11 protein-coding genes are annotated in these 12,569 nt (G+C 70.7%); 4 read left to right on the top strand and 7 right to left on the bottom strand.

Annotated features, from left to right (window positions below; genetic code table 11):
- Positions 1-36 precede the first annotated feature (36 nt).
- From ASG30_RS04075 to ASG30_RS04045, 7 genes are all read right to left on the bottom strand, one after another.
- Complete coding sequence (locus ASG30_RS04075) at positions 37-936, bottom strand: 2-hydroxy-3-oxopropionate reductase (RefSeq protein WP_055893003.1); 900 nt, start codon at positions 934-936, stop codon at positions 37-39.
- Between the two features lie 27 nt (positions 937-963).
- Entirely contained in the window at positions 964-2,403 is a 1,440-nt protein-coding gene (locus ASG30_RS04070) for an aldehyde dehydrogenase family protein (protein WP_055892999.1), read from the bottom strand.
- 114 nt (positions 2,404-2,517) lie between these two features.
- Entirely contained in the window at positions 2,518-3,843 is a 1,326-nt protein-coding gene (gudD, locus tag ASG30_RS04065; RefSeq protein ID WP_055892996.1) for a glucarate dehydratase, read from the bottom strand.
- 14 nt (positions 3,844-3,857) lie between these two features.
- Entirely contained in the window at positions 3,858-5,420 is a 1,563-nt protein-coding gene (gene garD, locus ASG30_RS04060) for a galactarate dehydratase (RefSeq protein ID WP_055892993.1), read from the bottom strand.
- 17 nt (positions 5,421-5,437) lie between these two features.
- A complete protein-coding gene (locus ASG30_RS04055) occupies positions 5,438-6,397 on the bottom strand; it encodes a Bug family tripartite tricarboxylate transporter substrate binding protein (RefSeq protein ID WP_055892991.1) in 960 nt (319 codons plus the stop codon).
- Positions 6,398-6,426: 29 nt separating this feature from the next.
- A complete protein-coding gene (kdgD, locus tag ASG30_RS04050) occupies positions 6,427-7,338 on the bottom strand; it encodes a 5-dehydro-4-deoxyglucarate dehydratase (RefSeq protein WP_055892987.1) in 912 nt (303 codons plus the stop codon).
- Between the two features lie 84 nt (positions 7,339-7,422).
- A complete protein-coding gene (locus tag ASG30_RS04045) occupies positions 7,423-8,139 on the bottom strand; it encodes a FadR/GntR family transcriptional regulator (protein ID WP_055892985.1) in 717 nt (238 codons plus the stop codon).
- 171 nt (positions 8,140-8,310) lie between these two features.
- Here ASG30_RS04045 and ASG30_RS04040 point away from each other — a divergent pair, with 171 nt between their 5' ends.
- From ASG30_RS04040 to ASG30_RS04025, 4 genes are all read left to right on the top strand, one after another.
- Entirely contained in the window at positions 8,311-8,589 is a 279-nt protein-coding gene (locus ASG30_RS04040; protein ID WP_055892982.1) for a type II toxin-antitoxin system RelE/ParE family toxin, read from the top strand.
- 10 nt (positions 8,590-8,599) lie between these two features.
- The gene (locus ASG30_RS04035; protein ID WP_055892979.1) at positions 8,600-8,938 is read left to right on the top strand and encodes a HigA family addiction module antitoxin; all 339 of its coding nucleotides are present in this window, start codon (positions 8,600-8,602) and stop codon (positions 8,936-8,938) included.
- Between the two features lie 179 nt (positions 8,939-9,117).
- Complete coding sequence (locus tag ASG30_RS04030) at positions 9,118-10,260, top strand: hypothetical protein (RefSeq protein ID WP_055892976.1); 1,143 nt, start codon at positions 9,118-9,120, stop codon at positions 10,258-10,260.
- The gene (locus ASG30_RS04025; RefSeq protein ID WP_082521881.1) at positions 10,257-12,491 is read left to right on the top strand and encodes a galactose oxidase-like domain-containing protein; all 2,235 of its coding nucleotides are present in this window, start codon (positions 10,257-10,259) and stop codon (positions 12,489-12,491) included. The genes ASG30_RS04030 and ASG30_RS04025 overlap by 4 nt, the downstream gene beginning before the upstream one ends.
- Positions 12,492-12,569 lie beyond the last annotated feature (78 nt).

The following is a 12,569-nucleotide window of genomic DNA, read 5'->3' as shown; positions in this document are numbered from 1 at the left end:
CGCGCCGCGTGGCCGATCCCGAGGACCGCGCGCCGCTCAGCCCTCTGCGACCTGGTGGGCCGCCATGATCTCCAGCGCCCGCACCAGCGCCGAGTGGTCCAGCCCGCCCATGCCGTTGGCGGCGCAGGCCTGCATCAGCTGGGCCGCGCTGGCCGTCTGCGGGAGCGACATGCCCAGCTCGCGCGCGCCCTGCAGCGCCAGGCCCAGGTCCTTCTGGTGCAGCGCGATGCGAAAGCCCGGTGCGAAGGTGCGCTTGACCATGCGGTCGCCGTGCACTTCCAGCACGCGGCTCGCCGCGAAGCCGCCCATCAGCGCTTCGCGCACCTTGGCCGGATCGGCGCCGGCCTTGCTGGCGAACAGCAGCGCCTCGCCGACCGCGGCGATGTTCAGCGCCACGATGATCTGGTTGGCCACCTTGGTGGTCTGGCCGTCGCCGTTGCCGCCCACCAGGGTGATGTTCTTGCCCATCTTCTCGAGCAGCGGCCGCACCCGCTCGAACACGGCCGGGTCGCCCCCGCACATGATGGTGAGCGACCCCGCCTTGGCGCCGACCTCGCCGCCCGAGACCGGCGCGTCGACGTAGTCGGCGCCCAGGGCATTGATCTTCTGCGCGAAGGCCTTGGTGGCCGTGGGCGAGATCGAGCTCATGTCCACCACCACCTTGCGCGGGCCGCTCGCGCCGGCCTGCAGCGCCGATGCGATGCCGTCCGAGCCGAACAGCACGGCTTCCACGTCCGGCGTGTCCGGCACCATGGTGAAGACCACCTCGGCCTGGCGCGTGACCTCGGCGGCGCTGGCGCAGCCCACCGCCTTCGTCTCGGCGATGACGGCCGGCAGCTTGCTGCGCGTGTGGACGAACAGCTCGTGGCCGGCGTCGGCCAGGTGGCGGGCCATGGGCGCGCCCATGATGCCCAGCCCGATGAATCCGATCTTCATGGCAACTCCTTGTGCGCTGTGGCGCGATCAGGCCTGGGTGTAGGCCGTCTTGACGGTGGTGTAGAACTCCGCGGCGTAGCGGCCCTGCTCGCGCGGACCGAAGCTGGACCCCTTGCGGCCGCCGAACGGCACGTGGTAGTCCACGCCGGCGGTGGGCAGGTTCACCATCACCATGCCCGCCTGCGAATGCCGCTTGAAATGCGTGGCGTGCTTGAGCGAGGTGGTCGCGATGCCGGCGGCCAGGCCGAACGGCGTGTCATTGGCGAGCGCCAGCGCCTCTTCATAGTCACGGGCGCGCAGCACGCTGACCACCGGGCCGAAGATCTCCTCGCGGTTGATGCGCATGTCCTTGGTGGTGTCGGCGAAGAGGGCGGGGCGCAGGTAGTGGCCGGGCGCGCCGTCCGCGTTGCGCTCCACCGCTTCGCCGCCGGCCACGAGGCGCGCACCTTCGGACTTGCCGATGCCGATGTACTCCAGGTCCTGCGCCAGCTGCTTGTCGTCGACCACCGGGCCGATGTCGGTGCCGGCCTTGCGCGCGTCGTCCACCTTCAGCGCCTTCATGCGCTCGGCCATGGCGGCGACGAAGCGGTCGTGGATGCCTTCGGTGACGATCACGCGCGACGACGCCGTGCAGCGCTGCCCGGTCGAGAAGAACCCGCTGTTGACGGCGGCGTTGACGGCCACGCCCAGGTCGGCGTCGTCCAGCACCACCATCGGGTTCTTGCCGCCCATCTCGAGCTGGAACTTGGCCATGCGCTTGACGCAGGCGGCCGCGATGCGCTGGCCGGTGGCCACCGAGCCGGTGAAGCTGATCGCGTCCACGAGCGCATCGTCCAGCAGCACCTGCCCGACTTCCGAGCCGCGGCCCATCACCAGGTTGAACACGCCGGCCGGCAGGCCCGCGCGGTGCAGGATGTCGGCGATCGCCCAGGCCGAGCCGGGCACCAGGTCGGCCGGCTTGAGCACGACGGCGTTGCCGAAGGCCAGCGCGGGCGCGATCTTCCAGGCGGGGATGGCGATCGGGAAGTTCCAGGGGGTGATCAGGCCGACCACGCCCACCGGCTCGCGCGTGACCTCGACACCGACGCCGGGCCGCACCGAGGCCAGGACGTCGCCGCTGGCGCGCAGCGCTTCGCCGGCGAAGAACTTGAAGATGTTCCCGGCGCGCACGACTTCTCCGACCGCCTCGGGCAGGGTCTTGCCTTCCTCGCGGGCCAGCAGGTCGCCGAGTTCCGCCTTGCGCGCCAGGATCTCGGCGCCGGCGGCGTCCAGGATGTCGAAGCGCTGCTGCGGCGTGGACAGGCCCCACGCGGGCTGCGCCCTGGCGGCCGCGGCGATGGCCTGGCGCGCCTGCTCGGCATCGGCCTGGGCGTACTCGCCGACCAGGTCGCGCGTGTCGGAGGGGTTGATGTTGCGGCTGGTGCGGCTGGCGCCGACCCATTCGCCGTTGATGAGGTTCTTGAACATCTGGATTTCCTGTCTTGCTCCTTCCCCCTCCGGGGGAAGGCTGGGATGGGGGCGCTCGGGCGTCCGGAGCGCCCCCACCCCGACCCTCCCCCGGAGGGGGAGGGAGTGAAAACGTCAGCGCACCATGCAGGGCCGCTTCGGATCGAACTTCCAGCCGGGCACCAGGAACTGCATCGCGATCGCGTCGTCGCGCGCGCCCAGGCCGTGCTGCTGGTACAGCGCGTTCGCCTTGGCCAGCTCGCCCTCGTCGATCTCGATGCCCAGGCCCGGCTTCTTCGGCACCTGCACGTAGCCCTCGCGGATCTGCAGCGGCTCCCTGGTCAGGCGCTGGCCGTCCTGCCAGATCCAGTGGGTGTCGATGGCCGTCACCTTGCCGGGCGCCGCGGCGCCGACGTGGGTGAACATGGCCAGCGAGATGTCGAAGTGGTTGTTGGAGTGCGAGCCCCAGGTCAGGCCCCAGTCGCGGCAGGTCTGGGCCACGCGCACCGAGCCGGCCATGGTCCAGAAGTGCGGGTCGGCCAGCGGGATGTCCACGGCCTGCAGCGACAGCGCGTGGGCCATCTGCCGCCAGTCGGTCGCCACCATGTTGGTGGCGGTGGGCAGGCCGGTGGCGCGGCGGAACTCGGCCATCACCTCGCGGCCGGAGAAGCCTTCCTCGGCGCCGCAGGGGTCCTCGGCATACGCGACGATGCCGCGCATCTTCTCGCCGAGGCGGATCGCGTCCTTCAGCAGCCAGCCGCCGTTGGGGTCCAGCGTCACGCGGGCTTCGGGGAAGCGCTCGTGCAGCGCCGTCACCGCTTCGACTTCCTCGTCGCCGCGCAGCACGCCGCCCTTGAGCTTGAAGTCCTGGAAGCCGTAGCGCTTCTGCGCCGCCTCGGCCAGGCGCACGATGGCCGCGGGGGTCATCGCCTCCTCGTGGCGCAGGCGGAACCAGTCGTCCTTGGCGTCCGGTTCGCTGGCATAGGGCAGGTCGGTCTTCTTGCGGTCGCCCACGAAGAACAGGTAGCCCAGCATCTGCACCGCGTCGCGCTGCTGGCCTTCGCCGAGCAGGGCCGCCACCGGCAGGCCCAGGTGCTGGCCGTGCAGGTCGAGCAGCGCCGCTTCCACGGCGGTCACCGCATGGATGGTGGTGCGCAGGTCGAAGGTCTGCAGGCCGCGGCCGCCGGCGTCGCGGTCGGCGAACTTCGTGCGCATCGTGTTCAGGATCGCCTGCAGGTTGCCGACGCTCTGGCCTTCGACCAGGGGCCGTGCGTCCTCCAGGGTCTGGCGGATCTTCTCGCCGCCCGGCACCTCGCCCAGGCCCGTGTGGCCGGCGTTGTCGGTGACGATGACGATGTTGCGGGTGAAGAAGGGGGCGTGCGCGCCCGAGAGGTTCATCAGCATGTCGTCGCGTCCCGCCACGGGGACGACGCGCATGCTCTTGACGATGGGAGAGGTCATGGTGGTCTGGGGAATCAGGTGACGGGGGCCGGGTTGAACAGCACCAGGGAGTTGTGCAGCTTCCACTGCTCGGCCCAGGTGCGCTGGCGGCCGCTGGCGACTTCGAGCATCAGGCGGAACATCTCCCAGCCGATGTCTTCCACGGTCGCTTCGCCATCGGCGATGCGGCCGGCGTTCACGTCGATCAGGTCGTGCCAGCGACGCGCCAGGTCGGTGCGGGTGCCGACCTTGATGACGGGCACCTCGGCCAGGCCGTAGGGCGTGCCGCGGCCGGTGGTGAACACGTGCAGGTTCATGCCGGCGGCCAGCTGCAGCGTGCCGCAGATGAAGTCGCTGGCCGGCGTGGCCGCGTAGATCAGGCCGCGCTGGTCCTTCTTGAGCTTCTCGCCCGGGGGCAGCACGCCGGAGATGGTGGAGGTGCCCGACTTGATGATCGAGCCCATCGCCTTCTCGACGATGTTGGACAGGCCGCCGGCCTTGTTGCCGGGGGTGGTGTTGGCGCTGCGGTCGACGCGGCCGCGGTCCAGGTAGGCGTCGTACCAGGCCATCTCGCGCTTGATCGCCTCGGCCACTTCCGTGGTGGCGGAGCGCGAGGTCAGCTGGTCGACGGCGTCGCGGACCTCGGTGACCTCGGAGAACATGACGGTGGCGCCGGCGCGCACCAGCAGGTCGGTGCAAAAGCCCACGGCCGGGTTGGCCGTGACGCCGGAGAAGGCGTCGCTGCCGCCGCACTGCACGCCCACCACCAATTCACTGGCCGGCACGGTGACGCGCTGGCGCGCGTTCAGGCGTTCCAGGTGCGGGATGGCCTGGCGGATGACCGCGTCCACCATCGACTGGAAGCCGACGTGGCGCTCGTCCTGCAGCCGCACCATGTCGAGCGGCTCGGGTTCGGCGTCGGCCACGATGGGGATCACGCCGGGGGGCAGCAGGCGGTCGGGCTGCAGCTTCTCGCAGCCCAGGCTCACCAGCAGCACCTCGCCGCCGAAGTTGGGGTTCAGCGTGATGTTGCGCAGCGTGCGGATCGGGATCACGGCGTCGGGCGCGTCGATGGCGACGCCGCAGCCGTAGGTGTGTTCCAGCGCGACCACGCCGTCCACGTTGGGATAGCGCGGCAGCAGTTCGGTGCGGATGCGCTCCGCGGCGATGTTGGAGACGCCGGCCACGCACTGCACGGTCTGCGTGATGGCCAGCAGGTTGCGCGTGCCGACGGAGCCGTCGGCGTTGCGGTAGCCCTGGAAGCTGTAGCCCTCGAGCGGGGCAGGGGCTTGCGCGCGGCGGGGTGACGGCAGGTTGGCCAGGCTGGCGGCCGGAGGCATGGCCAGCAGCTTCTCGTGCACCCAGCTGCCGGCCGGGATGTCGCGCAGCGCGCGGCCGATCACCACGTTGTAGCGCCGGATCTCGCTGCCTTCCGGCAGGTCGACCAGCGCCACCTTGTGGCCCTGCGGCACGCGCTCTCGCAAGGTCGGGCCGTCCGGCATGACGGCACCGGCCTCGAGGCCGCCATCGTTGGCCACGATGGCGACGTTGTCCGCCGCGTGCATGCGGATGCTGCGGGGGGTGGAAGGCGTCGCCATCGCTCGCGTCCTCTTCTTTAGTCGGCGGTGATCTTGCGCGCTTCGATCAGCTGCTTCCAGCGGGCGAACTCGGTGGCCTGGAAGCGGGCGAACTGCTCGGGCGTGTTGGCGACGATCTCGAAGCCCTGGGCCAGCAGCTTCTCCTTGATGGCCGGGTCGTTCAGCGCGGCGACGATGGCGCCGTGCAGCTTGGACTTGACGTCCGCCGGCAGGCCCTTGGGCGCGGCGACGGCTTGCCAGGACTGCACTTCGGCGCCCTTGACGCCCTGCTCCTGCAGCGTGGCCAGGTCCGCCAGCAGCGGCGAGCGCTTGTCCGAGGAGATCGCCAGCGCGCGCACCTTGCCGCTCTTGACGTGCTGGATGATGCTGTTGATGTTCACGAACGCCGCGTCCACCTGGCCGCCCAGCAGGTCGTTGATGGCGGGACCGCCGCCCTTGTAGGGGATGTGCAGGCCACTGGTGCCGGACTGCTGCCACAGCAGTTCGGCCGACAGGTGGTCGGACGAGCCGTTGCCCGACGAAGCGAAGCTCACCTTGCCCGGCGTCTTCTTCAGGCCGGCCAGCAGGTCGGCCACGTTCTTGTAGGGCGAGTTGGCGGGCACGACCAGCAGGTTGGGCGCCTGCACGGCCACCGTGATCGGGTCGAAGTCCTTCAGCGCGTCGTACTGCACGCCCTTGATCAGGTGCGGGGCGATCACGAACGGGCCGAGCGAGGACACGAACAGCGTGTAGCCGTCGGCCGGCGCGCGCTTGACGAAAGCAGCGCCGATGGTGCCGGTGGCACCGGCCTTGTTGTCGACGACGAAGGTGCCGCCGATCGATTCCTGCATCTTCTGCGCCAGCACGCGGGCGATGTTGTCGGTGGAGCCGCCCGGCGGGAACGGCACGACCAGCGTGACGGGCTTCTCGGGATAGGCGGCCAGGCTCGCGGTGGCGGCCACGGCGAGCGCCAGGCCCATCAGGGTCTTCTTGAACATCGAGGGTCTCCTTTGTGGTTGGTGGGGTCTTACTGCGGGCCGAGCTTGCGGATCAGCGCGGCCAGTTCTTCCACCTCCTGGGGCTTCAGGTCCGTCAGGGGCGGGCGCACCGGGCCGGCCGAGTGGCCGACGATGGTGGCGCCGGCCTTGACGATCGAGACCGCGTAGCCCTCGCCCTTGCTGCGGATGGCCAGGTAGGGAAGGAAGAACTCGTCGATGAGGCGGCCCGTGGTGACGGTGTCGCCGGCCCAGTAGGCGTTGTAGAACTCCATCGCGGTGCGCGGGATGAAGTTGAAGATCGCCGAGGAGTAGGTGGGCACGCCCAGCGCCTTGTAGGCGTTGGCATAGACCTCGTGCGTGGGCATGCCGCCGATGTAGACGAAGCGGTCGCCCAGGTGCTGGCGGATGGAGACGATGCGCTCGATGTCGCCCAGGCCGTCCTTGAAACCGATCAGGTTGGGGCAGCGCTCGGCCAGCTTCATCAGCGACGCGGCGTTCAGCTTGGTGGCGCCGCGGTTGTAGACGATGACGCCGATCTTGACGCTCTTGCAGATGGCCTCGACGTGCTGGACCAGGCCTTCCTGGGTCGCCTCGGTCAGGTAGTGCGGCAGCAGCAGCACGCCCTGGGCACCGTTGCGCTCGGCTTCCTGCGCGTACTTGATCGCCAGGGTGGTGCCGCCGCCGGCGCCGCCGACGATGGGCACGCGGCCACGGCAGGTGTCGGCCGCGGTCTTGATGACCTGGGCGTATTCCTGGGGTTCCAGCGAGAAGAACTCGCCCGTACCGCCGGCCGCGAACAGCACCGTGGCGCCGTAGGGCATCAGCCATTCCAGGCGGTTGGCGTAGCTGCCGGCGTTGAAGCGCAGCTCAGCGTCGAAGTCGGTCAGGGGGAAGGACAGGAGGCCGCTGGAGAGGGCTTGCTTGAGTTCGTTCGGGGACATGGCGGGTTCTTTGGCTTGGGTGAAGAGATATGACATCGTACAACGTCCCGTGGGACTGGGGTCATTCCCGAATCGATTTTGGGGCTATTTGGCGTCCGCCATGCGGCGCCTTTCGCGGCTGTTGGCGAGGTGCGTGCGCATGGCCGCGCGGGCGCCCTCCGGGTCCTGCCGGCTGATGGCCTCGACGATGCTCTCGTGCTCGGCATTGACCCGGCGAAGGTAGGCCTCGCGCTCGGGCGTCAGCGGCCCGGGCGGCTCCAGTCGGGCGCGGGGGATCATCATCCCGCCCAGCGTGGCCATCAGGTCGACGAAGCGCTGGTTCTGGGTGGCGCGGGCGATCTCGAGGTGGAACTGGAAGTCGGGGCCGACGGCGTCGCGGCCTTCCTGGACCGCGGACGAGAAGGCCTGCAGGGCATGGCGCATCGCCGCCATGTTCTCAGCCGTGCGGCGCATCGCGGCCAGCGCCGCGCTTTCGGTTTCCACGCCGATGCGCAACTCCAGCACGGCGATCACGTCGCGCAGCGTGCCCAGCTGGTCGGGCGACACGCGGAAGGCCGCCGTCTCGCCCATGCCCACCACGAAAGTGCCGACGCCGTGCCGGGTCTCCACCAGGCCGGCCGCCTGCAGGCGCGAGTTGGCCTCCCGGACCACCGTGCGGCTGACGCCGAACTCCTCCATGATCGCGGCTTCCGTGGGCAGCTTCTCCCCGGGCACCAGCGAGCCCTCGCGGATGCGGCTGCTCAGGGCCTCCACGACGTCGTGCGTCAGGCTGCGGGGTCGCCTGAGGGCGCTCGGGTTCATGGAGGGGTCCTTGTACGACGACTGACGACGGGCTTGCACAGGGCGGACTTTAGCAGCGGGGGCGCCGGAGGCAAGCGCAGGGGGGCCTCCCCAGATCGGCGGATGGCACCTCCCCATGCAGCGCGTATCGTTACGCGATACAATCACCACGCGACGCGTCGCCTACCGAGAATGATCAAGTCGTTCCAGCACAAGGGCCTGGAAAGGTTCTTCAGGACGGGAAGCAAGGCCGGCATCCAGGCCGCCCACGAATCCCGGCTGAGGCGGCAACTGGCCCGCATGGACGTTGCGGGCAGGCCCGAGGACATGAACCTGCCCGGATGGGACCTTCATGGATTGCAGGGCAAGGAGAAAGGCCGCCTTTCCGTCTCGGTGAACGGGAACTGGCGGATGACGTTCGAGTTCGACGGTGCGGACGCCGTGCTCGTCGACTACGAGGACTATCACTGAAGGAGCTGCCATGTCCGAGATGTTCAATCCCCCGCACCCGGGCGAAACGCTGCGCGAAGACGTGCTCCCCAGCCTGGGCCTGCAGGTGGGCGAGGTGGCCGACCAGCTGGGGGTCAGCAGGGTGACGTTCTCGCGTGTGTTGAACGGGCGCGCCGGCATCTCCCCGGAGATGGCGCTGCGGCTCGAGAAGTGGCTGGGCGAGGAGCGTGGCGGGTCGGCCGCCGCGTGGCTGGCGCAGCAGGCGGCCTACGATCTCTGGCAGGCCCGGAAGGCCTCCAAGGGCCGGATCGCGCGCGTGAAGCGCCTGAAGACGGCGGTGAACGGCGAAGGCCTGGCACTGACGATGTGAGCGTCGGCGCACCTTCACGGTAGGCCCTTCTCGCGCGAGGCCCGGGTCTCTTCATACGAAGGGCCACTTGGGGAGAAGAACCCCGATGCAGTTGCTACATCTCCCCGGCATCAACGACGGGCACCGGAGTCCAGAATGACCTCAGGGCCGGACGGTTCCGGCTTCGGTTGGAGGTCGGTATGCGCAGACCTGCATCCCCCGCACCGGGCCCCTGGGCCCGGACGCTCCTGGTCAGCCTGCTGCTCTCGGCGGGCGCCGTGGCCGCAACGGCCGCTCCCCTCTACACCCTGGTCGACCTCGGCTCGCTGACGCAGGCCCAGGTGCCGGTGGTCCGCGGGCCGAACAGCCAGGGCCACGCGGGCGGCTCGGGGCGTCCGGACGGCGCCCGGGACGGCGGCGGTCGACGCGGCCTGGTCTTCGACGGCGGCGGACTCAGCGCGCAGCAGGTGGAAGGCCTGGCCGGCCTGGACGACCCGGCGGTCTTCGGGATGAACGACAGCGGCGCCTTCGTCGGCAGCGCCAACGCCGGCAGCACCGTGCGTGCGTTCGCCGGCTCACGCACCGGCGGGCTCCGCGAACTGCCGCCCCTGTCGGGCGACAACGCCAGCGTGGCCTTCGGCATCAACGGTCCGGGCGAGGCCGTGGGGTTTTCCAGCGGCGCGAGTGGCGAGCGCGCGGTCCTGTGGGACGCCAGCGGCCGGCCCGGCGCCCTGCCGAGCGTCGCAGGCGCCCTGGGCAGCCGGGCCCACGACATCTCCAGCCGCGGCGACGTGGCCGGCGCCGCCGTCGCCGCCGCGGGCAAGCTGCCCGTGCTGTGGCCGCGCGGGCTTCCAGCCCTGCCGCTGCAGCTGATCCCCGGGGACGCCAACGGCGAGGCCAGCGCCGTCAATGGCCGCGGCGAGGCGGCCGGCTACACGGCCAATGCCGCCGGGACGATCCGGCATGCGGCGCTCTGGGCGGCAACCGGCGAGGTGACGTCCCTGGGCGCGCTGCCGGGCGGCGAGTTCAGCGAGGCACTGGGCGTCAACGACGCCGGCGCCGTGGTCGGCACCGCGACCGGCAGCGCCGGTGTCCGGGCCTTCCTGTGGACGCGCGCGGGCGGGATGCAGGACCTCAACAGCCTGGTGCCGCCGGCCAGGATGGTGTTGACCAAGGCGACCGGCATCAACAATGCCGGCGCCATCGTGGCCCTCGGCCACGACCCGGCGGCGGGCGCGGCCGGCGGACACGCCCAGGGCGACGACGACGCCCACGGGCACGGCCCCGCGCAGCACAGCCACGGCCCGGTGCGGGTCTTCCTCCTGCGTCCGGTGCGGCCATGAAAGCCCTGCAGGCCCTGCGGGCCGGGCTGATGGGCGGACTCGCCACCACCTGCCTGGTCGGCGCGGGCCCCGTGGTCGCGCAGGCCAGCGTCACCGGCCAGTGGAGCAGGGTGCAGAACCTGCCCTTCGCGCCGGTCCACGACGTCTACCTGCCCAACGGCCGGGTCCTGCTGGTGGGACGCAACCGCACGCAGACTCTCTGGGATTCGGTGACCCAGTCGATCATCGGCGTGCCGAGCCCCGGCTACGACCTGTTCTGCGCCGGCCACGGCTACCTTCCCGACGGCCGCGTGCTGCTGGCCGGCGGCCACATCGCCGACTTCGTGGGCCTGGCCAAGGCCTCTGTCTACGACCCGAGGACCAACACCTGGACACCGGCGCCCGACATGAACGCGGGCCGCTGGTACCCCACGGTGACGACGCTGCCCAACGGCGACTCGCTGGTGGTCTCCGGCTCGATGGACACCTCGCAGAGCACCAACACGCTGCCGCAGGTCTACCAGCCGGCCACCAACAGCTGGCGCAACCTCACCAGCGCGCAGCTGAGCCAGCCGATGTACCCGATGATGTTCGTGGCGCCCAACGGCCGCGTGGTCGACGTCGGTCCGAGCACGACCACCCGCTCGCTCGACACCAGCGGCACCGGCAGCTGGTCGTTCGTGGCCAACCGCAACCACGGCTGGCGCGACTACGGCACGGCCGTCATGTACGCCGAGGGCAAGATCCTGGTGGCCGGCGGCGGCGACCCGCCGCAGGCCTCGGCCGAGGTGATCGACCTGAACGCGGCGACGCCCTCGTGGCGCACGGTGCCCTCGATGTCCATCGCGCGCCGCCACCTCAACAGCACCCTGCTGCCGGACGGGACCGTGCTGGTCACGGGCGGCACGTCGGGCCCGGGCCACAACAACGCCTCGACGCCGGTGTTCCCGGCCGAGCTGTGGAACCCCGCCACCGAAAGGTGGACGACGCTGGCCAGCGGCTCGGTGCCGCGCCTGTACCACTCCGCGGCACTGCTGCTGCCCGACGGGCGCGTGGTGGTCACCGGCGGCGACAACGTCCCTGAAGTGGAGATCTTCTCGCCGCCCTACCTGTTCAAGGGCGCCCGCCCGGCCCTGAGCGGCGTGCCCTCGCAGGTCGGGTACGGCCAGCGGGTCACGGTGCAGAGCGCGCAGGCGGCCGGCATCGGCAAGGTCACGCTGATCCGGCTGTCGGCCGTCACCCATGCCTTCAACATGGACCAGCGCATCAACGTGCTGCCGTTCGCCGCCGGCGCCGGCACGCTCGACATCACGCTGCCCAGCAGCGCCAACCAGGCGCCGCCGGGCATGTACATGGTGTTCCTGGTCGACGGCAACGGCGTGCCTTCGGTGGGCAGCGTCGTGCAGCTCGGCGGCACGTCCGGATCCGTCACGCCGCCGAGCACTGGCACGACCACCGGCTGCAGCTTCCCGGCCTGGGTGCAGGGCCGGCAGTACGCGGCCGGCGCCATCGTCTCGTACAACGGCAGCAACTACGTCGCCAAGTTCGCCAACCCCGGGTACAACCCGACGATCAGCACCTACTACTGGGCGCCGTACCAGTGCTCGACCACTTCGACGCCACCGCCGCCCGCGCCGGCGCCCGCCGTGTCGTCGCTGGCGCCCGCCACCGCCACCGCGGGCGGTGCCGCGTTCACGCTGACGGTCAACGGCAGCAACTTCGTCTCGGGCGCGACCGTCCGCTGGAACGGCACCGCGCGCTCGACCACCTTCGTCGGCGCGTCGCAGCTGCGCGCGGCGATCACGGCGGCCGACATCGGCGCGGCGGGCACGGCCCAGGTGACCGTGCTCAACCCCGGGGGCGCGGCTTCGGGCAGCGCGCTGTTCACCGTGGCGTCGCCACCCGCCGCACCGGCGCCGACGGGCTGCAGCTTCCCGGCCTGGGTGCAGGGTCAGCAGTACGCGGCCGGCGCCATCGTCACCTACAACGGCAGCTTCTACATCGCGAAGTTCGCCAACCCCGGCTACAACCCGACGATCAGCACGTACTACTGGGGGACGTACGCCTGCACGTCGGGCACGTCGACCTCGCCGCCGCCGACGGGTTGCACCTTCCCGGCCTGGGTGCAGGGGCGCCAGTACGCGGCCGGTGCGATCGTCTCGTACAACGGCAGCAACTACATCGCAAAGTTCGCCAACCCGGGCTACAACCCGACGATCAGCACCTTCTACTGGGCGCCCCATCAGTGCTGAACCCCGGAAGGTCCAGCCCGGCTGCTGCGTTTGAATTCGCTTCGTCCGATCACTACATTCCAGGCCCCCATGGCCGAG

Source organism: Ramlibacter sp. Leaf400, assembly GCF_001424545.1.
GTDB lineage: Bacteria > Pseudomonadota > Gammaproteobacteria > Burkholderiales > Burkholderiaceae_C > Ramlibacter.
Note: the sequence above shows the minus strand (reverse complement) of the source record. Positions and strands in the feature narration are given on the sequence as shown.